The following is a 19,252-nucleotide window of genomic DNA, read 5'->3' on the forward strand; positions in this document are numbered from 1 at the left end:
CCTCCTCATTCATCCTTAACGAAATCTTTACCAAAATACGTGCCTTTCAACTTTTGATCCATAAAGTCTCTTAAGTCCTTTTGATCAACTATATATCTCGAACTTCTATTAAATCTGTTTTTTCTGGTTACTATAATCTGTTTCCGATTGTATTGAATCGTAACTTTAGCGTTATGCTTTAATTTCAAAGCAATTCCTGCACTAATGCTTCCTGTGACATCATCTACTGGTATTTTGGCTGATTCGGGGGCTGCATTCAGCCAGCCGACTATACGGCTAATGTCTTCTTTACTTAACGTAACATTGTCAATGCTAGTATGTGCTCCACCGTCGCCTGTCCTGGTGTACACGACTATGCTCATCTCTGTGCTTATCACTTGATTTCTTGAAATCGGCTTATTTGGATCAGGGTTACTCGTGATTAGAAAATACAAAAACATGATTGCCGCACCTATGAAAAACCAGAATCGCCTACGTTTTCCTAGCATTACAGCGCATTCTCCATATCCACCACGTTGGCAAACAGTCTCAGTACCGTATTGTGATGTGCAATAATCTGCTCTGCTTGAAGTGTCTTTGAATTCCATGTGCTGTGCGCATCTTGAACCAGATTGACCGTGTAACCCAGACTGTACGCTCTGCGGCAAGTCGTGTCTACACATACCTCGGTCTGCATTCCCGTAAGGACTAATTCCTTCACGCCATTATCTTGCAATTTCAGATGCAGATCGGTTTTGTGAAACGAATCCGGTGTCTCCTTTTCAATAACGAGGTCACCAGCTATAGGTGCAATGGATGGATGAATGGCCCACCCCGGAGTTCCTCGTTCCAGTGGACTGCCTGACCCTTCGCTGTGTTGGATATATATGATGGCATGCCCTGCTTCACGGGCCCTGGCAATTAATACCTGGATCTTCTGAAGCAATCGTTCCCCTTGATAAACGGGATCTGCTTCATCAAACATCGCTACCTGTACGTCAATGATTAGAAGTGCACAATGCGTTGTCATTTTCCTTTCCTCCTGACAAATCAATTTAATTCAACTCTTTCTTCTTTGCTTTTTTAACAAAACTTCCAATCCCATATCAATCAGTACAAATAGAATAGCAGCAAGAACGCCAAATAAGGTCAGAACTAACGTCTCTTTGAAATCCAAGATTGCTTCTCCTGCGCCCATGACCAGATAATAGATGTACATGCCCAAAACTCCAGCACATGCATAGCCTAATATCCTCGTACTTAGATACAACACATGATTAGGGAATTGTATTCGGCTGAGCAGATAGTCTAGCAATATCGATAAAGGTAGCCCGATCAACAGGATCAAGGGAGTCGCGTATAACAGATAAATTAGAATGTAAAAATCAAAACTGTACGATTCATTCATCGATATGAGACTTGCAGCCAAAGTAAAACAAATGATGGTTAGAAGCGTTGTCATTAGCTTTCTTCCCATGTTCATCTCATCACTCCAAGTAAGTTATCTCTATTCATTGGATGTGCTCATACATCAGATTTTGCCGGTTGCCATCCGATTTCTTGAGACCAACTATGTGCTCTCTGTAATATCCTCCACACCGTTGGCCCTTTTCCTTCAACATATTTGGGACGCTCATCTTTATACAGTGACATGAGTCTGTGCTTTTCTTCTGCATATCTCAAACAATCTTCTGGGTGCTCCCTTAAATAGTCTCTGAACAGCAAGGTCATCTGCTCGGAGAAACTGCCTGCCTGTCTAACGTGTATATGTATCCTTCTGTTTCCGGGTTCTTCACGAAAGTAACGTTTAGTCTTATCTGGATTTTCTGCTCTGAATACAAATCCGACTGTTTCGATCTCATGTTTGTAGTCCAACAGATTCTCATACTGGGAAACAGATATTTGTATATCTATGATGGGTTTGGCATCTATTCCAACAATTGAAGTGGACCCAACATGGTCAATCCGCACGGCCTTTTTTCCTAACGCTTCTCTTAATTTCGAACCGGTTTCGAGAAACAAATCACGCCATGCCGGGTCATACTTTGCGATTCTCCATTGATCCTCCATACAACTCCTCCTTGGTTATCCAATCAAGCTTTATAATTAAATAACACGTTCTTTTACCCTTTTGTTACATGTAGATTATTTAGTGATGCCATATTGATATCATGCAAAATCATCATTATTTATCCCTAGTTCTATTTGTTTTTGGGATTCGATCATATATTCGTACACATCATCAATTTCTGTTATACCTTTAATATTCTCTTTTAACAGTTCAATAATTAAATTATAATCACTCTCTCGCATCTTTATATCTTCCATATAGTTATCGTTATAGTCGTTCATAAAATCTAATTTGTTCTTATAAAATCGAAATTTTTCCAGAACATACACTTCCTTAAGATTAATAAATAATGCTATAAAATCCTTAAAGTTTCTGGCCACTAAAGTTACTTGATTACCAAACGCCGTAGGTTGGATAAAGATAACCGGAGCTTCTTCCAAATCACTAATGGATCTGTTAAACGTGAAAAAAGCAAAATGGTCACCCTCTGCCCCTGTTCTTCCAAATATGATGGCATCATCTGGCGTACAATAATATCTATCATCATCATTGTTAAAACTAATATAAAACCCCATATAATCCTGAAGGGTCGCATCATGTTCTTTACGTAATTCCTCATCTATTCGAACGATGCCTTCTAAGGATTCTGGCATTTTATAATGTACTTCCACGTTTGCATACCTCTCTTCTATTGGCATTTATTAATATATCTATATTTTTACACAAATTTAAAAAAAGAGAAGGACCCTTAGGCCCTCCCCTTAACTTCTCAGTGATAATCACACTTGAAATTTGTAAACTCAGCTGAAGCATCTTGCCCGCTCGCGTATAAACCAATGAGTACGCCTGTAAAACCTCCTGCCACCTCCGAGGATAGGTATCTCGTCTGTGCCGTGCCTAGCAGAATCTCTTCACCATCTGTTTGAAACAGGAAACTGTAACGTTCCTGACTTGAGCGGATCACCAGCGTTGCATGCTGTTTATTTCCCAGATCTACCTCATGTTCTATCGATTTGATATCACCGATATTCAGGCGCTCGATCACCTTATAACCGCCCTGCTGCCCACAAATAGCCACTTCATAATGATGATTCTCATCCATGTAGATCGTGATCCCGGCTTCTCCACTAGTCAGACTAACATCGACTGAAATTGTTGCATTAAAGTCTTTTTGACGTAGCCCGATGAAGGTTGGGGATGCTGGAACGTTCAGCGTTACATCGGTTCCTGTTAGTGTAAGCTTATCTGATTCAAGCTGATAATGCTCTGTATTTGGATGACGAAGGTAACACCAGTCGAGGTTCCAGTCTGTATTTGCAAACGTATAATTCTTCTTATCCTGCTGGATCACCGTGTCAGGAATAAGATTAGTCTCAAAACTCGTCAGCGTTGTACCTTCATGCCCGGATGTAAACCATCCATCTTCACCAAACGTAATTGGAGTCAAGAACACCTCACGACCCAGATGATGGTACGTAGCCCATCTGCCGATCTGTCGGAATCCCAGGTGAAAGAGCCACCAGTTTCCCCGATCATCCTGAACCAGATCACCATGCCCCACGCCCTGGAGCTCATACCCGCCCAGATTGCGATTCGTTAGAACCGGATTGTGTGCATAGGCTTCGAACGGACCTGAAGATGAAGTTCCCCGAGCATACGTAACCATGTGACCATACTCTGTGCCGCCCTCAGCTGCAAGCAGGTAATAGAAACCGTTCATTTTATAGAGATGCGGACTTTCCAGATATCGTCCACCTGTCCCATTCCATATTGACCGACTTGGGGTCAGTTTGCGGCCAGTTTCAATCTCAATTTCACACTGGACAATTCCGCCAACGCCTTCATCATCCACCCCATTACTCATAAACAAGGTCTTTCCATCTTCAAAATACAAATCAGGATCAATCCCGCCTTGATCCACGTAGATAGGCTCAGACCATTCTCCGTAGATATCGTCCGTCCATACATAGAAATTCTGATGTGTCGTATCATTCGTAGTCACCATATAAAAACGCCCGTCATTATGCCTGATGGTTGGGGCAAATACACCCCCGGAGCTGTTCACCGTCTCGAGCTGAATCTGGCTTTTACGAGTCAGGCAGTGACCAATCTGCTTCCAATTCAGCAGATCCTTGCTTTCAAAGAGCGGGACGCCCGGAAAATATTGAAAAGAACTACACACCATATAGTAGGTATCGTGCACCTTAATCACACTAGGGTCTGGATAAAAACCTTTCACAACAGGGTTATTGTATTTCATTACTCCACTCCATCTCTTATCATAAAATTCACAAATATAAGAATTCAACTTCGTAACAACTACAAAAATTAAACACCATCGGGCGTAAACTTGCAATGAACCTAGATTGCATCTTGGAGTTAATTTTATTAAATTAATATATATGTGATTTTAGAAGATTGAGGGTAGGGAGTTGTACAGATGATCAAAGCAAATGGGGAACCCCAGTTCCTTCCTTTATATGAGGCGCTGGCAAGTGAAGTCAGATGGAGAATCATGGATATGATTGCAGATCGCGAAATGAATGTGAAGGATATTGCGGCAGTATTAGAGCTTAGCCCCTCCATTGTCACGATGCATATTCGCAAACTGGAGGATGCGGGTCTAATTGGGAGTAGAAGAGTTCGGATTAACGGAGGAACACACAAATTATGTTACCTCAAGCAAAATCAGATTGAGATCGAGCTGCCATCCCCAAGCCAAACTTCACGAACCAGAGAGCAGACGATATCCGTCGGACACTATACTGCTTTTGATATCCATCCTACCTGTGGGCTAGGAACACTTGAGAAAGAAATCGGCGTATGGGATGATCCCCGTTACTTCCTTGATCCCGAGCGGGTACACGCCGCTATCCTGTGGTTTGGGAAGGGCTATGTTGAATATAAAACACCGAACTTTGTCCTTCCTGACCAGACAACCGATGCTATTGAAATTTCGATGGAACTGGCGTCTGAAGCTCCGGGATTGCGAGATCATTGGCCTTCCGATATTCGTTTCACCTTCAACGGCGTATCTCTTGGAACGTGGACAAGCCCTGCCGACTTTGGCAGAGCAGCACGCGGCAAATATACGCCGGAATGGTGGCATCGTAATGTGAATCAGTATGGATTGTTGAAGACTATTCGTATTGATGCCTACGGTACCTATATGGATGGTGAGCGGATGTCAGACGTTACTCTCGCGGATATTAAGCTTAGCGAACCGTTCTGGACGCTTCGCTTCACAGTTGACGAGGAAAGCCCCAACGTAGGAGGATTAACGATCTATGGTGCTGGTTTTGGTAATCATGATCAGGATATTGTTATTCGTGTACTTCAGATCTGAAGTAACCGCTGAGGGGAGGTGGTGATATCATCAGATCTGGCATTAGAAAAATTACCTGTCTATGTGTTAGCAATCATTCTTTGTTCGGAACCACTTTCTTAGCTGATTAATATGAGCTTGATGATAACGGTTATGGTCAGCCATATGCCATAATCCCCAACGTACCGTAGCTTGCTTTTCGTTCTGATGTCCAAAAGTAACTACTCGATCTAGGTCAGCATCTGCTACTTGTGTGCAGGTTTCTTTCAGAAGGGTTAATACACCCTCATATTGAGAGATAAGTGTGTCACGTGACACACCTTGAACCAGCGGAAGTCTATTATTTTCATCAATCATGGGACCATATTGCTCTATTAATGACTGCGGAAGGACAGATCCCTTTATTCTATAAACCCAATTCATATCAACAAACGTAATATGTCGTATTAATTGAGCTGTACTATTAAACTGGTTCTGTTCCCCTTTGTAATCTACCTCTTCTTGCGACATCCCCTCAGTAATCGATTTAAGTCGCTGACTATTCTCTGTTACTGCGGAAAATAACATTCCAACAATAGGCTCCATATTGGCTTCACCTTGTAAATCGTAAATCAAAGTCATCCCACCTCGCTTGAGTACATGTCTATTTCAATGACTCTCTGATCAGTCTTTGATTCAATTCCCAGATTGCTACTCTATTACTATCCCATTTAAGTATTTCAAGAGCTTCTTCATAAGCCACCCATTTATATTCTGAGTGCTCATTGGATAAAGACAGATCCATTTCATCCAGTTCTACTCCAAAGCAATACTCAGGAATAACAAATGTATCAGGTCCCCACATAAAATAACCAACCACATCTACCACGGAGTGAGTCGAGCTTGAATTAAGGCTCCTGTATTGACTATTTAAGGGATTCCCGCCTCTTCAAACGCTTCTCTCATGGCTGCTTCTAATGGTTTTTCTTCATCTTCCCCTCCCCCAGCTATGCCCTGCCAGTAATCTTCTCTTAATCTTCGAAAGATAGCGTATGCATAGTCATTTGAATCTTTCAACCTGGTATAAGGAAAAACTAATATTTGAAATGGTGCTCGAGACACAGGTACATCCCTCCTCTTTACCTTCGCTCTTTCAACAGTTCCTTAATCTCCCTTAACTCTGATAATATTTCTTTGGTGTGCTGGCTATTTTTTGAGTTATCTATTCCAACTTTCACAACATAAATACCGAGGAAGAGATACACCACCAACATAATGATCATTCCCATGTACATCTCTCCTTTCCAAAGTAGCAGCACATTGCTACGAACGTTTACTCCGTCTACACCCCCTCTCTCTCCAACTGATTCCCATGGAATGCCTTCAAAAGAAAAGCCCGATCCGGAACGTTCAACCGTTCATATGATTTCAGATACTCCCTATTGTCGTATGGAACGCCAATGAATTTCACATCCAGTTTGCTCTCTTGGAGATCCACAATACCATATCTGGCAATGGCAAGATCATTACAGCCTAAAGCTCCCGGATTCAGATATACTCTTTGATCTGTCCTATAATAATGAAGAATATGATGATGACCAAAACAAACCAAATCATGGGCCGTCCCCTGATATCTTGCATCCAATTTGGTTCCGGATGTTTCTTTGTCGATGACATCCAACTTGTCGTTGCTCATATGATAGTGAGTCAAAAGGAAGCGATGTCCTTCTACCTCTTTTTCAACGAATTTCGGTAGAGCTTGGATTTTCTTGATCGATTCTGCACTTAGATGTTGACCAATCCATTCATGGTGCTCAGCTATGCCTTTATGTCCTTCTAATGGACCCTTATTTTGGAGTAAGCTCAATACGGCTTCTTCGTGATTCCCCGAAATCGCTATCATATTTTCACGATTGTACAGCATCTCAATCACTTCATTGGAGTAAGGTCCGATGCCGATCATATCCCCCAAACAAAATGTATGCTCAACATCCCCTCTGGAATCGATATCAGCCAATACCGCTTGCAGCGCAGGAAAATTCCCATGAATATCGGTTAAGATGGCAACCTTCATTGTGATTCCTCCTCAGGAATATACATCGTCTGAATCTCCTGCACACCCGGAATAAATCCCAGATTCAGATACACGGACTCCGCATCATTTCCTTGCATCACATACAATCGCAGCACGGGATATTGACCCTTAAGCGCATTCAAAGCTCTCTGTAACATCAGTGTAGCAAGCCCTCTTCCTCTATATGCCGGCCGAACCCCTATGCTATATACAGCAGCCTGATTATCTTGCAAGCACAAGCGACAATTTGCAATAAGCTGTCCCGTTTCCTTGTCGTATACAAGCGTGGACGCTTGGGTCAAAATCTCATTGGTATAATTAGGGTCATCGCTTGGTGTAAAATCTGCAAGCGTGGTATGTTTTCTTCGTGTAGCTTCAAGACTTCCTGCAAAACTCTCTAGGTCACATTGAGCAATCTCATCTTCATTCACATATTTTTGGGTGCCGGTTTCACTTTCAATAATCTCTGGACTCTTCACGGTTACCCTGCTGTCCCATTCGATTTCAAAATGATCTGTAGGCCGCTGCATCCAGCGACATCTGAACTCCACTGGCCAGAATCCAGCTCTTGCATATAGATCGACTTGGTCTGGAAGAATCTCAAAGGTCAGAATACGTTTGGTGCGATCCGACCACTGTAATAATTTATGCTTCAGGAGCTTCAATACCTCAAAGCACTGCTGGAATGGCGGGATAAAAAACAAATGATACATCTGGTTAGGCTCCATTCTCACGCCACCTATTTTGCTTTCCCCTTTGTAAATCCAGTACGCACTGATCTTGGAAGAACTGAACTCTTCTTCCCTGAAAAATCCGACATAACGCATATCATAATAAACCGTGCAATATAATCCCCATTCGGCAAAATCAGCTTTGCGAATCGAATATTCATCCGACAGATCATATTGAAGAATATCTGTAGACCACTCAGTTAAACCCATACGTAATTCCTCCTCAGTTTTAATTAAATGGCAAGCAATCAAATCATTTTTCTATACGCCACCCCGTGAACATGAATTAACACATGTTGTGCCTCCATACGTTCGAAGAAATCTGACATGTCCTTAAACGGATTCTCGAAATACGAAGACTACCAAGGAAAACCTCTAATGTCTGCCCTGTTTCTGTATTCTTGAACATACAATGCTCGCCGTGAACATCAAAATACCAATTTCCCGTTAATTCTTCTTCTCCGTGGATTACATCCGCATTGGTCAGCAAATGGTACGCACCTTCGAGAATTTCCGCCCGATCAGGCTGATCGGTTTCCAATATCAGTTGGTCGATCAATTGCCGCGCGATTCTTTGGTACATATCCATCACAGCCAACAATTCCTCCGTAATTTCCTGGGTTATAGCCTTCATACCTTCATATCCTTATCCGGTATCCAATTTCTGCAATTTCACCTTCGATATCACTTAATTTCAGTTCATCATTTAATTGCTGTAGTAAGACCTCATCGATCGGCTTCATATCAAATACCTGTTCAACCAGTTTGATATCCAACGCTATCTCGTAGTAATCCTGTGCCCAAGCATGATAATATTTCGCGCCGCCTACCAAAATCTCTAACAGTTCGTATTCATGATCCCCAAGCTCCGTGCCCGCAGACCACCCTTCCTGATCCGCCACACTCCAGATACAGAACGTCGTCTGATCCATTACAAATGCCGGCTCTACCACAAAAGTATTAAATGCTTCTGGAACGCTTTTTACCACCTCACTCCTATCAACCTTATGCTGAAGTGTATACTCTTTATCAAAGCCTTTAATAATCAGCCCATTCGGACTGAATATTGCAAAATAATGATCTCCTTGCCCATCTCTCATCGATGCCATTTGCTCATTCGTGTCCCACTGGGAATTATACGAGTAATACCTGTACTCCCATTCCGGCATCAAAATGGCATCCAGCATAGCTGCTGCCTTTAGAATCTGTTTGCATTCACTAATGTGAGGAAGTTTATCGATAAAATTAAGATTACCCATCGTGTGATATTGCCTCCTTCACCCTTTCAAATGGAATAATTAGTTACCCGACCTTGCGGTTAGCAAAGATACGATAACGTAGCCAAAAAGTTGAACCGTAAATACAATGGCAACAAACTCAACCATTATGCTGTTCGCTGCATTAAAATCATTCACAAGATCCACGAAGATCTTCCCAGGTCGGGATAATACATCCCACGAATTCCACCGATTAAATCTCCCAATGTAAACCCCTATACTGCTCAATAGCAAAATAACACCGACAACCATCATGCTAATGTACTTATTTATTAATTTGCTTAACATGCCATGGATTTGAATGATTGAACAAGTCGAGAGCAGCAATCCGATGATCGCTACGGCAAACGTCAGGGTGAGTCCATACCAAAAATCAATATTAACCCAAAATCTAACTTCCCCTTGAGCATCAAAATATCTGAATGAATGCAGAATCTCCGTAAAAAGGTAGGCCGCATTGGGCAGAAAAAAGAGCCAGACTCCACACATCAGCCCCATACATATCAAGCTCGTTGTGGTTAATTTCTTATTGAATATGTATCTAATGCAGGATGAGATGATGAATGGTACCCATGCCAGGAACATATCCCAACTTAAAAATCGATACATATTCGTATCTGTTTGGGCACGTAAATACATCACAACACCTAGACAACATAAAGTAGCCACGAGCAAGGTAACGATGAGTCGGAGATCTTGAACCGGATGTTTGTTATCTTTCATTTCTTTGCTTCTACTTCCTTTTCCTTGATGAATGTTATAAGTTATAAATACTTTTTAAATGCCTTGCTGGATTCTCCGTTGTACCCCAATTTCGTATAAAAGTGATGTGCTTCGTTTCTGGATGATCCGCTCGTAAGAAACACCTTTACACAATTTTTCTGCTCACATACATGCTCTATATGTTTCATCAATTCAGATCCATATCCCTTGCTCTGCACATGTTCCGTAATGATAACCCGCTCAACTACGCCGAATGGTCTATTTTCCACCAAAGCATCCAGACAAATATGTAAATGAGCCGTGCCGATCACCTGATCACCCAGTTCATACACAAACAAGAAACTGTTTGGGTTATTCCGAACTTCTTCAATCCGTTCTGCCAGCACCTTTGTGTTTAAGTTGTTCGGCAATAATTCTGTATACAGCCTTTCGATAACCGCTGCATCCCTAGCTTCTGCCTCTCTTATCATCAAGCTTCTCCTCCCTGTTACCTCAATTGATAACTTAAAATGATATCACCGTTGTCTTCAAACTCTCCCGTTTCTTGAAACCCGCAACGTTTGTACAGCACATTTGCCGCAATGTTATGTGGAACATGGGATACCCTGATTTGCTGGCAGTCACTTCTCTCTTGCAACATATGAATCACTTCTTGAATGGCAAGTTTGCCGTAACCCCTCCCCTGGTACTTCTCATCAATCATGAAGCGCAGAATCCAGTAATACCCGTCATTGTAGATCTCGTTATCAAATAAAATAAAACCGACCATCTGAACCTCTGCCAAAATGCCATATGGTTTGGACGTAATCTCCTTCGTCGCATGGATCAATGAATCCGCATTGCTTGCGACCAAATCCAGTTGATCTTCCCGTGGTTTAAGGTGGATGCACTCAAGTTCATTTTCTTTGGTTATAGGTTGTAACGTCACTTGTTCCATACCCACAATCCTCTCTCCTTGCAAGCTTATTCACTAGATTTTCTTGATCAATATAATCTCCAAGGGTTGTGTATCCAGCAACAGAGCCCCTGCATCAACATACCCCAGCTTTCGATAGAAATGTTGCGCATGTTCGTCTGATTGCGTTGAAGTCATCACCGTATCAAAGCCTTGTTGCTTCATTAGATTTTCCCAGTGATGTACCACTTTTTTGCCATATCCGCCGTTTCGATAGGGTTCATCAATCCAGATCATATTCATGAAGGGAAGGTTATCCCAAAAGTACCCGTACCTCATCCATCCAACTCTTGATCCCTCGTCCTCGTCCCATAGGATGAATATTTCTTTCTCACTAATCTTCGTTTTCACAAGTGGCTGATGGATATGCCGATCTCTTTCAATGATGTAGTCGTAGTCAGCTTCCGTTGCATACTCAATCTTCATTTGTAATACTCCCTTCATTAACTACGTCCATCATAACCCAAAATGTGGTAGTTGCGAACAGTTCTTTCCTCTTTTTCTCCCATGCCAAAAAACCACGGTTTCCCGTGGCTGCACCCGCTCTATTTTCCTCAATCCGCTGTTGATCCGCTGACCAATTGCCCCTTGTACCATACGGCCTGCCGCGCAGATCGCCGCGCAACAGCTTCCGCCGAACAACTCGCATGCACCAATACAAAACTCGCGGTGTCGCCTACCTTCGGCCAGACTTGTTCCCCTTGTGAATCCAGCGGTGTAACCCCGCCTGTTACCCATGCCAAAGATTGAGACAAGGACAGTTCGTCGCTATATCCGTACAGTTCTGCGAATCGTCCCGCTTTCTCAAGCATATCCCCATTGCCAAAAGGAGACCAATGATCCGTCAGGCTGTCTGTGGCCAGCTTCACGTTCACACCCATACCGTGGAGCATGGGAAGAGGCATCATCGTTCTGCCAATAGGCACCGTAGAAGCAATGCTCATCCCAAGCGAAGCCATTCGCTGCGCCATGTCTTCTGCTTCCTGCTGCTCTGCGCGGGCGAACCAGAACGCATGACTTACCGTAACTTTACCCTGAAGCCCTGCTGCTTCTGTCAGATTTGCGAGTTCCAGCAGCGTTTGTTTGCCAGCCTGCCCGCCATCATGCAGATGTATATCAATGCCCGCCTGGTGCTGAACAGCCAGTTCAACCATGGCGTTCAGTGATTTCTCGATCTGTTCGTCCACCGTATGAGGATCAAGTCCGCCCACATGCGTTGCACCTTCCTTCATCGCTTGGCCCATAAGCTCCACTGAATGGGAGCGAAGCAGTCCATGCTGCGGGAAAGCCACGATTTCCGAAGAGATTTTGCCCGAAAATGATTCCAGAGCCTGCCGCGTCGCTTCCAGTCTTTTCAAGCCACTGACGGGTTCAATATTGCAATGACTACGTACATGAGTGGAGCCGTACCCCTGAATCAAGGTCAGAATACTCTCCGCTTGACGCTGGGCATCTGGTAACAACTTGGGCAACAGAACCTTCTCTTCTTCAATACGTTCAAAAATACTGGAAATACGCTTAACGGCTGTCCATGGCCCATCGTAGTAGGTTTTATCCAGATGAATATGTGCCTCCTCGAACGAAGGCAACAGCAGAAGTCCCTTGCTATCTACTTGTGGTAGATCGCTAGACAGCGGGTTGTTTCCTTCCACAATCTCCGCGATCACTCCATCTTTAATCCGCAGATGAGCGGGGCTTGTCCGTGTCCCCGTCACCTGTTGCCCTTCCCGAATATAACTCCGCTCCACAATCACGTTTGTTAACCAATAAGCCTGCTTCATCATGTCACCCCTCTTTTCAGTCCGTTTTTTCGTACATCATGCATCTAATTATTTATTAAACCATGGTACCATAAGGGTTCACTGGGCAAAAATATATAAAACGTTGGTGTCCCATATGCAGATCGTTTGGCTCGCTACGGATCAAAGAATGCCAAAAAACAGACACAATCCAGTGCCTGTCCTACGCGTTCAATCTCCTATCAGAGATTTAATTTCCATCCATCTGTCTATACATTCATCCAATCTCATTAAAAACGAAACCACGCATGCCCTTCATCCGTCATGCCTTCAATGTGCTGGTCGCTTATGTCAACGCTCTAATAGCATACAAAACTTATTATGTAAATATGACGCTTGCTTGGACTATCTCTAGGCTTTATGGAGATAAACATGAAGTGATATGGATAATCTGAAGCATACTGCTCCGAATGATTTTTCACATCATAAGTCTCTCCAGAAAATAACGGAATCCTCTCGCGTTGATCGAGAGAGTAAGCAGAGGATCCGCAGCATGAACCGAAAAGTAAAGAACCAGGGTAATTCCATGCATGACTGGAGAGAGAGGACGTTCGAGACGAAGCATTTAATGTGAAAACTGTCGGTGGCGGGACATAATCCTTATTTCTTCTTTAAAACCGCCGCGAAGGACTCCCCCTCCGCTTGATACTCTCCGCCATTCACATCTGCGTATATTTTTTCGAGAGTAAATCCGGCATCATTCACTTCTTTTTCCAAACTTTCAATCGTAAAATGTTGATTCCAGTAATGATAATTAACTAGCTCACCATCTCCAAAAACGAGAACATTTTTTGACAAAGTCACATGATCAGGATATTTTATTGAAGCAAATAAAGATAAATGTTTTTTATCCGAAAATGGATTATCTTTTCTAGTTAAACCCCACATAAAATTTTGCTCAAATTTTTCGTAACTATTCTCCGATAACACATCTAATAGAACTAATCCTCCGGACTTTAAACCACGATGGATATTGCTAAGTATTTTTTTTCTGTTTTCCGGATTAAAGACACTATAGATTTCATAGATTAGTAGAGCAAGATCAAACTCCTGTTCAATCTCAATGTTAGTCATATCTTCGATTCTGTAATCTATTATTAAACCCTTTTTTTGGGCTTCGTGAACTGCGTATTCAATTGATTTTTCATTAAAATCCACACCAACAACGTCATAACCCCTAGCAGCTAAACTTTGGGAATACAGGCCTGGACCACAACCTAAATCAATGATCTTTTTATACTTCGTCAATGGTGCAATTTCGCTAATAAAATTAACAGTTTCATCAATAAAATCATTCCCCTTGCTTCCACCAGGAATATTTTCATCAAAATGAGCTTTCAAAACAAAGTCAGCCCGGTTTGAGTCAAGCCAGATTTGTACTGATCCTTCCTCAAATGGCTCGGGAATTTTAGCTAAATCCAGTAATTTTTCCATTTTTTTCACCTCTATTGAATTTTTAATGGTTGGTTTGTATCTAAAATAATGCGTTGCTTAGCTGAAGATCAGCTAAAATCAGCTAAGCAACCAGTTATTGAAGTTAGTAAAATGGCGCGTTTTTTTTGCAGTTCTATTTCATAGATTTTTTAACAGCTGTTACTGATTGTTGATAGGAACGTAGTTACAGTCCAGGTGGTTGTAATTGTTCCATCCACGGCTTGACCTTTACCTTCTTTGTCTTTTGCTAATTTTTGCAATTCCAATACTGCTTTCATTGCTTTCAGCTCCTTTTCTGAGTGGAAATTATACTTTTAACAGCTGTTACTGATTGTTGAAAGAAACGTAGTTACAGTCCATGTGGTTGTAATTGTTCCATCCACAGCTTGGCCTTTACCTTCTTTGTCTTTCGCTAGTTTTTGCAATTCCAATACTGCATTCATTGTTTTCACCTCCTTTTCCGGAATGATACTCACTTTTTAGCAATGATTACTTAAAGTTGAAAGAAAAATGGTTACTGTAACTGTTGTTACTGTTGCTTCCACAGCATGACCTTTGACCTCTTTGTTATTGGATAATTTCTGCAATTCCAACACTGCATTCATTGTTTTCACCTCCTCCGAAAATTTATGTTCAACAATATACCCATATATTCTCAACTAATTTTTATTAACTCGTTACTGAAACATCGTGAGCTTTAGTTCTTGTCAGAAATTCATCTGAATTGACAAGTGGCAACCAATAGAGCGGGTTATCTTTGACGATGCCCATCAATGCCAGTATTATTCCCGAGCTACCTGTATACACATCATCCGCTAGCCTATATGAGAATTGACCGGGGTATACATAATATCCATTTTTATCAATTAAGAATAAATTAAGAAGGCTCAATACCTCTTTAATAATTACTTCACGTCCCCCGTTATTTTTCATCAAAGAAGGAATTAAAAGGAAGCTTCCTGCCCCATCGAACAACCCACCACTAATAGTGGAACAGATCTGTGACAACTTTGTAATCGCATTGATTTCTTCTTGATAAGCATCTTCTCCACTTACATGATTTAGAAACCATATTGCAATTCCAATTCCAATCGATCCTCCTGATAGGTAGGGCAATTGACGATTTCGATTATCCAATGTTTGTAGAGAGCCGGTTACCTCATCAAATATTGTTTTTTCTAGATCCTCCTTTATTAATTGTCTAGCTATTTCCAAATAATGTTTATCATTCGTAATGGAATACATGGCGGAATAAAAGAGAGAGACACCTGATAACCCATCAATTACTCCTATCCCTACTGCCATCCAGTCATTCGTGCTAAACCGCGCATCGTTATTTCGATTTCTTTCAATTGATTCTTCAATTTCCTTCGCGAACTGTAAATATTCATCATTTTCTGTCTCTAAATATAAACTGATGATGAACAGCCCTATTCCTGAAAGACCTGAGCGCAAAGAAATATTGGATTCGTTCATATTAGCTCTTATGTTCTTCAATTCATTTAAGACAACTGCCTCATAACCTGTGTCATACAATAAAGCCAATATCCCTGTTTTCCCATCAAACATACCATTAGATTCAATAGTATTTAAATTTCCTAACAAAAAGTCTTGGATCCACTTATCGACTTCTAGAGAGTTCGTATTATTTTTGATAAGTGTAAAAGCAGCACCAGTCCCACCAGTTAAAAAGTTGAATTTACCCCCATTCATCTCAAACTGGCGGATATCTCCATGAACAAATCTTTCATCATTTGTTAAATTATCCTGCATGCCCTCTATTAATTTCTTCGTGATTGAGGAAATGTTAAAGTCACTTGTTTTATCAGAAAGGACCATTTCTTTAGGAAAATACTCTTGGTAATTTCTTATTTTTTGGTCACATTTCTCTTGTAAATCTACAATAAATTGGTAGAATGAATCTTCATAAATCTCTTTTATCCATCTGAAGTGATTGTATTGTAGGTACTCATCTAAAACTTCCGAAGATAACACTGGAAGAGCCAGATACTTTGTTAATTTCTTTAATCCAAACCAATCTCTCGCTCCACTGATCTTCATTTCCTGGGATGCGAATCCGATGGTCATCATAGTGGGTTTGTCTTTGGAGGTTACATGCATAGCTGTTTCAAAATCAATTAGCCTCACGGTTAAGTCATCAGCCACCATTATATTCGCTGGCTGAAAATCACCCATGGCTATTCCTTTTTTATGCATCTGATCTATCAGCGTAAAAAGTTGCAACAATACCTTTTTAACATTTGCGGCATGATTACGCATACGCTCATCATCTCTAAAGAATGGAAAGTGTTGAGCGAGCCACTGCCTTAAGTCTCCCCCTTCAATGAATTCTTCCACCAAAAAGTAGTGCTCCCATTCTTGAAAATACTCTATTAAACTTACAACGCCCGTTACATCTTTAAGCTTCACTAAAGCATCATATTCCTTTATCTGTCTCGATAAGGAGTCACGAGCTGAACCGTCCAAACCAGCATTTGGCCTGGCTTCCTTGATAATCACATTCAGGTTATCTTTCTTTCGAGTCGCACGGTATACCCCACCCGCATTACTATAGCTAAGTGCACTTTCAATCTCATATCGCTCTAAATTGCCATCCCCTTTAGTTTCCAGATCATCAGAATAATTTAGTGAATTCAGATAATCATCAAAATCTTTCACAAAATCAGGAACCTGATAAAAGGGCGTTCTCTCATCTTTAACTAGATTACCTTGTTCATCCTTAATACAATGTTCTCCATATTCATTATATATACTTCTGAATCCACCATATCTGTAAAATACATTACTATTTTTCCATCTCTTATCACTAAGTATATATGCGCCTTTCTTAAACCCTTGGGTTGCCAGACATAACATGTCTAACAATTTTACAAAGACATCGTTATTCACAGGGTATATTGTTATAAACTTCCCCGAAGAAGCACGATTGGCATTCTTCGAATTCGTTTTGATAAAACTTTGTCTATCCTTGAGGTGCTTGAACTCAATCCGCTCATCTATACATAATTTAGAAACCCGATCTAGCAGGTTCTGTGATTCTTCGAATAACGCTGTAACATGAATTTTCCATCCCTGATCAGGAAGTCGTGAACCTTTAACATGATAGTGCTTCCAAACCGATTCACGATCTGAGATAACCGCATATGTATCAGGAATGTCACCAAGTTCATACCTATTCTGCTTTTTTTCATCATTCTCCAATTTACCGTAATATTCCGAGTTTGGTTTTAAATATAGATTGTATAGCATATTTCCTTCCATACATAACCCCTCCGATTTAGCTTTAACATACTCTATTATCGAATTAATTAACGTTGTTAGACGAATTAACCATTAAAACAGTCTTCAAAAAAATTTTGAGACTGTTTTATAAAATTGTCATTCTTAAAATTCTTTCCTTCGGTATATTAGAATAGCAGACCATAAAGATACAATATAAACAATAACACCAAATATTAAGTAAATAATCGGGGCAAGTAGATCTGGATTGTTCGGGTTAAAGAATGATGCCACATAACCAACCAAGCTTTGTGAAACAATCGTAATCAATATCGCCCCACCTACACTCCCCAATGTAATGGAATCCGATTTTTCTGGACCAAAGATGTAGTATAATGGAAAGTTTATTGCACCAGTGACAAGAACTGCGAAAATCCCAAAAAAGATAGAATTGGACATCTCATTGATCGGCGTGCCTGACACCAGATCATATATATAAAAGATGCTATACGACAGTATAACTCCGTAAATTACCACCAAAAAATAGAAGAGGTAGTGACTTTGTACAATAGTACTTCTACTGACAGGTAGAGTAAGAACGTATTTATCATAACCCGACTTACCCTCGAATTTGATTACGTCAAGGGCAGACATCACCATAAGTAAGATATTTAACAGTGCAACTAACCGGTGCATTGAGGCATCTGTAAATGTTAAAATGATGACCGATAACAGTATGGCCAGTCCCGTATATAAAAAGGAACTCCGATAAACTAAATAATAACTTGTCAATAATAAACCGTTCATTTATTCATTACTCCTTGTTAATAATAAGCTGATGTCATCCATTGAGATGGGCTTAGTCACCAGATCATGCGGTAATTGCTTTTTATCGGATACAAGTACACTGTAATACGTATCAAAGTTTCTTTTGGCAACCACGATATCTTGGTTAAGGGAATTAAGTTTTTCCATGTCCATATCTACAATTGTATACTTTTCAAAAACTTCATCTTTCTCTGCATTCAGCAAAATTTCACCTTCCTTTATAATAACAAGATGAGTAGCTATTTTCTCAATATCACTCATTATATGAGAGGAAAGTAATATACCCCCATTTTCTTTGCTGGCAAAACTTTTCAACTCATTTAACACCTCTTCTCTTGATGAGGAGTCAAGCCCTCCTGTCGCTTCGTCAAGAAGCAATAATTGTGCATTATGCGACAATGCAACAGCAACTGACAGTTTCATTGACATTCCACGTGAAAATTCATTTACCTTTTTATCTACAGGGAGAGAAAAAGAACTAACTAAACGATGAAAGTTATCCTGATCCCAAGAATCAAACAATTTGCCAAAAACTTTATTCAGTTGCTTTATTGTAAGATGAGCCGGCAGATTAGCTGCATCAAATACGACGCCAATCTTCTCTTTGATTTTAGGGTTTTTATTTATATTTTCTTCTCCAAATATGTTCACCATGCCATCGTCATTGGAAATTAACCCTAATACAATTTTGAATGTTGTTGATTTCCCCGCACCGTTATCACCAATAAAACCAACAATTGATCCGGATGGGACATTAAATGAAATCCCCTTTAAGACAACCTTGTTTCCATAGGATTTTCTAACATTTTTAATTTCTAAAAGGTTTGACATTCTCTC

General features: G+C 40.8%; 25 protein-coding genes and 1 pseudogene. 1 reads left to right on the forward strand and 25 read right to left on the reverse strand.

The window, feature by feature from the left end; genetic code table 11:
- Nucleotides 1–5 precede the first annotated feature (5 nt).
- From MKY44_RS21395 to MKY44_RS21420, 6 genes are all read right to left on the reverse strand, one after another.
- Complete coding sequence (locus tag MKY44_RS21395; RefSeq protein WP_341008503.1) at nucleotides 6–488, reverse strand: hypothetical protein; 483 nt, start codon at nucleotides 486–488, stop codon at nucleotides 6–8.
- Nucleotides 488–1,009 (reverse strand): cysteine hydrolase family protein, encoded by a 522-nt coding sequence (locus MKY44_RS21400; RefSeq protein ID WP_341008505.1) that lies wholly within the window; start codon nucleotides 1,007–1,009, stop codon nucleotides 488–490. Before MKY44_RS21400 ends, MKY44_RS21395 begins: the two co-directional genes overlap by 1 nt.
- A gap of 30 nt (nucleotides 1,010–1,039) precedes the next feature.
- Complete coding sequence (locus MKY44_RS21405) at nucleotides 1,040–1,441, reverse strand: hypothetical protein (RefSeq protein ID WP_315938505.1); 402 nt, start codon at nucleotides 1,439–1,441, stop codon at nucleotides 1,040–1,042.
- A 62-nt stretch (nucleotides 1,442–1,503) separates the two neighbouring features.
- Complete coding sequence (locus MKY44_RS21410) at nucleotides 1,504–2,049, reverse strand: GrpB family protein (RefSeq protein ID WP_341008507.1); 546 nt, start codon at nucleotides 2,047–2,049, stop codon at nucleotides 1,504–1,506.
- 99 nt (nucleotides 2,050–2,148) lie between these two features.
- A complete protein-coding gene (locus MKY44_RS21415) occupies nucleotides 2,149–2,721 on the reverse strand; it encodes a hypothetical protein (protein ID WP_341008508.1) in 573 nt (190 codons plus the stop codon).
- A 98-nt stretch (nucleotides 2,722–2,819) separates the two neighbouring features.
- On the reverse strand, nucleotides 2,820–4,310 hold the full coding sequence (locus tag MKY44_RS21420) for a glycoside hydrolase family 43 protein (protein WP_341008509.1): 1,491 nt from the start codon (nucleotides 4,308–4,310) through the stop codon (nucleotides 2,820–2,822).
- Nucleotides 4,311–4,490: 180 nt separating this feature from the next.
- Here MKY44_RS21420 and MKY44_RS21425 point away from each other — a divergent pair, with 180 nt between their 5' ends.
- On the forward strand, nucleotides 4,491–5,396 hold the full coding sequence (locus MKY44_RS21425; RefSeq protein WP_341008511.1) for an ArsR/SmtB family transcription factor: 906 nt from the start codon (nucleotides 4,491–4,493) through the stop codon (nucleotides 5,394–5,396).
- 66 nt (nucleotides 5,397–5,462) lie between these two features.
- On the opposite strand, the gene MKY44_RS21430 is transcribed toward MKY44_RS21425, so the two are convergent.
- The 19 genes and pseudogenes from MKY44_RS21430 to MKY44_RS21520 form a co-directional block, all read right to left on the reverse strand.
- Nucleotides 5,463–5,990 carry a DinB family protein gene (locus MKY44_RS21430; protein ID WP_341008513.1) on the reverse strand — a complete coding sequence of 176 codons (528 nt, stop codon included), beginning with the start codon at nucleotides 5,988–5,990 and terminating at the stop codon, nucleotides 5,463–5,465.
- 28 nt (nucleotides 5,991–6,018) lie between these two features.
- Nucleotides 6,019–6,476 (reverse strand): annotated as a pseudogene (locus tag MKY44_RS21435) (NUDIX hydrolase).
- 17 nt (nucleotides 6,477–6,493) lie between these two features.
- A complete protein-coding gene (locus MKY44_RS21440) occupies nucleotides 6,494–6,643 on the reverse strand; it encodes a hypothetical protein (protein WP_165980251.1) in 150 nt (49 codons plus the stop codon).
- Between the two features lie 53 nt (nucleotides 6,644–6,696).
- A complete protein-coding gene (locus MKY44_RS21445; RefSeq protein ID WP_341008515.1) occupies nucleotides 6,697–7,428 on the reverse strand; it encodes a metallophosphoesterase family protein in 732 nt (243 codons plus the stop codon).
- Complete coding sequence (locus MKY44_RS21450; RefSeq protein WP_341008517.1) at nucleotides 7,425–8,369, reverse strand: GNAT family N-acetyltransferase; 945 nt, start codon at nucleotides 8,367–8,369, stop codon at nucleotides 7,425–7,427. The genes MKY44_RS21445 and MKY44_RS21450 overlap by 4 nt, the downstream gene beginning before the upstream one ends.
- Nucleotides 8,370–8,445: 76 nt before the next feature.
- The gene (locus MKY44_RS21455; RefSeq protein WP_341008519.1) at nucleotides 8,446–8,793 is read right to left on the reverse strand and encodes a hypothetical protein; all 348 of its coding nucleotides are present in this window, start codon (nucleotides 8,791–8,793) and stop codon (nucleotides 8,446–8,448) included.
- A 4-nt stretch (nucleotides 8,794–8,797) separates the two neighbouring features.
- A complete protein-coding gene (locus MKY44_RS21460; protein WP_341008520.1) occupies nucleotides 8,798–9,418 on the reverse strand; it encodes a hypothetical protein in 621 nt (206 codons plus the stop codon).
- Between the two features lie 39 nt (nucleotides 9,419–9,457).
- Nucleotides 9,458–10,159 carry a DUF1361 domain-containing protein gene (locus tag MKY44_RS21465; protein WP_341008521.1) on the reverse strand — a complete coding sequence of 234 codons (702 nt, stop codon included), beginning with the start codon at nucleotides 10,157–10,159 and terminating at the stop codon, nucleotides 9,458–9,460.
- A 41-nt stretch (nucleotides 10,160–10,200) separates the two neighbouring features.
- On the reverse strand, nucleotides 10,201–10,629 hold the full coding sequence (locus tag MKY44_RS21470; RefSeq protein WP_341008523.1) for a GNAT family N-acetyltransferase: 429 nt from the start codon (nucleotides 10,627–10,629) through the stop codon (nucleotides 10,201–10,203).
- Between the two features lie 17 nt (nucleotides 10,630–10,646).
- The gene (locus MKY44_RS21475; protein WP_341009916.1) at nucleotides 10,647–11,096 is read right to left on the reverse strand and encodes a GNAT family N-acetyltransferase; all 450 of its coding nucleotides are present in this window, start codon (nucleotides 11,094–11,096) and stop codon (nucleotides 10,647–10,649) included.
- Between the two features lie 33 nt (nucleotides 11,097–11,129).
- Complete coding sequence (locus tag MKY44_RS21480; RefSeq protein WP_047843998.1) at nucleotides 11,130–11,540, reverse strand: GNAT family N-acetyltransferase; 411 nt, start codon at nucleotides 11,538–11,540, stop codon at nucleotides 11,130–11,132.
- Between the two features lie 128 nt (nucleotides 11,541–11,668).
- Nucleotides 11,669–12,895, reverse strand: coding sequence for an amidohydrolase (locus MKY44_RS21485; protein WP_341009918.1), 1,227 nt, complete (start codon nucleotides 12,893–12,895; stop codon nucleotides 11,669–11,671).
- Between the two features lie 618 nt (nucleotides 12,896–13,513).
- Nucleotides 13,514–14,347, reverse strand: coding sequence for a class I SAM-dependent methyltransferase (locus tag MKY44_RS21490; RefSeq protein ID WP_341008525.1), 834 nt, complete (start codon nucleotides 14,345–14,347; stop codon nucleotides 13,514–13,516).
- A 149-nt stretch (nucleotides 14,348–14,496) separates the two neighbouring features.
- Complete coding sequence (locus MKY44_RS21495; protein ID WP_341008527.1) at nucleotides 14,497–14,625, reverse strand: class III lanthipeptide; 129 nt, start codon at nucleotides 14,623–14,625, stop codon at nucleotides 14,497–14,499.
- Nucleotides 14,626–14,661: 36 nt separating this feature from the next.
- Complete coding sequence (locus MKY44_RS21500) at nucleotides 14,662–14,790, reverse strand: class III lanthipeptide (protein WP_218639195.1); 129 nt, start codon at nucleotides 14,788–14,790, stop codon at nucleotides 14,662–14,664.
- Between the two features lie 36 nt (nucleotides 14,791–14,826).
- Nucleotides 14,827–14,952: a class III lanthipeptide gene (locus MKY44_RS21505; RefSeq protein WP_341008530.1), complete on the reverse strand. Its 126-nt coding sequence runs from the start codon at nucleotides 14,950–14,952 to the stop codon at nucleotides 14,827–14,829.
- Between the two features lie 64 nt (nucleotides 14,953–15,016).
- Nucleotides 15,017–17,629, reverse strand: coding sequence for a class III lanthionine synthetase LanKC (gene lanKC, locus MKY44_RS21510; protein ID WP_341008531.1), 2,613 nt, complete (start codon nucleotides 17,627–17,629; stop codon nucleotides 15,017–15,019).
- A gap of 123 nt (nucleotides 17,630–17,752) precedes the next feature.
- A complete protein-coding gene (locus tag MKY44_RS21515; RefSeq protein ID WP_341008533.1) occupies nucleotides 17,753–18,394 on the reverse strand; it encodes an ABC-2 transporter permease in 642 nt (213 codons plus the stop codon).
- Complete coding sequence (locus MKY44_RS21520; protein ID WP_341008535.1) at nucleotides 18,395–19,246, reverse strand: ABC transporter ATP-binding protein; 852 nt, start codon at nucleotides 19,244–19,246, stop codon at nucleotides 18,395–18,397.
- Nucleotides 19,247–19,252 lie beyond the last annotated feature (6 nt).

This window comes from Paenibacillus sp. FSL R7-0026 (genome assembly GCF_038004485.1).
Classification (GTDB): Bacteria; Bacillota; Bacilli; order Paenibacillales; family Paenibacillaceae; genus Paenibacillus; species Paenibacillus xylanexedens_A.

What these genes read in the sequence shown, in the direction of transcription:
- MKY44_RS21455 (WP_341008519.1), bottom strand. Translation starts at nt 8,793, where the DNA reads ATGAAGGCTATAACCCAGGAAATTACGGAGGAATTGTTGGCTGTGATG.
- MKY44_RS21450 (WP_341008517.1), bottom strand. Translation starts at nt 8,369, where the DNA reads ATGGGTTTAACTGAGTGGTCTACAGATATTCTTCAATATGATCTGTCG.
- MKY44_RS21485 (WP_341009918.1), bottom strand. Translation starts at nt 12,895, where the DNA reads ATGAAGCAGGCTTATTGGTTAACAAACGTGATTGTGGAGCGGAGTTAT.
- lanKC (WP_341008531.1), bottom strand. Translation starts at nt 17,629, where the DNA reads ATGGAAGGAAATATGCTATACAATCTATATTTAAAACCAAACTCGGAA.
- MKY44_RS21420 (WP_341008509.1), bottom strand. Translation starts at nt 4,310, where the DNA reads ATGAAATACAATAACCCTGTTGTGAAAGGTTTTTATCCAGACCCTAGT.
- MKY44_RS21440 (WP_165980251.1), bottom strand. Translation starts at nt 6,643, where the DNA reads ATGGGAATGATCATTATGTTGGTGGTGTATCTCTTCCTCGGTATTTAT.
- MKY44_RS21480 (WP_047843998.1), bottom strand. Translation starts at nt 11,540, where the DNA reads ATGAAGATTGAGTATGCAACGGAAGCTGACTACGACTACATCATTGAA.
- MKY44_RS21515 (WP_341008533.1), bottom strand. Translation starts at nt 18,394, where the DNA reads ATGAACGGTTTATTATTGACAAGTTATTATTTAGTTTATCGGAGTTCC.
- MKY44_RS21500 (WP_218639195.1), bottom strand. Translation starts at nt 14,790, where the DNA reads ATGAATGCAGTATTGGAATTGCAAAAACTAGCGAAAGACAAAGAAGGT.
- MKY44_RS21505 (WP_341008530.1), bottom strand. Translation starts at nt 14,952, where the DNA reads ATGAATGCAGTGTTGGAATTGCAGAAATTATCCAATAACAAAGAGGTC.
- MKY44_RS21405 (WP_315938505.1), bottom strand. Translation starts at nt 1,441, where the DNA reads ATGACAACGCTTCTAACCATCATTTGTTTTACTTTGGCTGCAAGTCTC.
- MKY44_RS21400 (WP_341008505.1), bottom strand. Translation starts at nt 1,009, where the DNA reads ATGACAACGCATTGTGCACTTCTAATCATTGACGTACAGGTAGCGATG.
- MKY44_RS21465 (WP_341008521.1), bottom strand. Translation starts at nt 10,159, where the DNA reads ATGAAAGATAACAAACATCCGGTTCAAGATCTCCGACTCATCGTTACC.
- MKY44_RS21490 (WP_341008525.1), bottom strand. Translation starts at nt 14,347, where the DNA reads ATGGAAAAATTACTGGATTTAGCTAAAATTCCCGAGCCATTTGAGGAA.
- MKY44_RS21475 (WP_341009916.1), bottom strand. Translation starts at nt 11,096, where the DNA reads ATGGAACAAGTGACGTTACAACCTATAACCAAAGAAAATGAACTTGAG.
- MKY44_RS21425 (WP_341008511.1), top strand. Translation starts at nt 4,491, where the DNA reads ATGATCAAAGCAAATGGGGAACCCCAGTTCCTTCCTTTATATGAGGCG.
- MKY44_RS21445 (WP_341008515.1), bottom strand. Translation starts at nt 7,428, where the DNA reads ATGAAGGTTGCCATCTTAACCGATATTCATGGGAATTTTCCTGCGCTG.
- MKY44_RS21470 (WP_341008523.1), bottom strand. Translation starts at nt 10,629, where the DNA reads ATGATAAGAGAGGCAGAAGCTAGGGATGCAGCGGTTATCGAAAGGCTG.
- MKY44_RS21520 (WP_341008535.1), bottom strand. Translation starts at nt 19,246, where the DNA reads ATGTCAAACCTTTTAGAAATTAAAAATGTTAGAAAATCCTATGGAAAC.
- MKY44_RS21395 (WP_341008503.1), bottom strand. Translation starts at nt 488, where the DNA reads ATGCTAGGAAAACGTAGGCGATTCTGGTTTTTCATAGGTGCGGCAATC.
- MKY44_RS21460 (WP_341008520.1), bottom strand. Translation starts at nt 9,418, where the DNA reads ATGGGTAATCTTAATTTTATCGATAAACTTCCTCACATTAGTGAATGC.
- MKY44_RS21410 (WP_341008507.1), bottom strand. Translation starts at nt 2,049, where the DNA reads ATGGAGGATCAATGGAGAATCGCAAAGTATGACCCGGCATGGCGTGAT.
- MKY44_RS21495 (WP_341008527.1), bottom strand. Translation starts at nt 14,625, where the DNA reads ATGAAAGCAGTATTGGAATTGCAAAAATTAGCAAAAGACAAAGAAGGT.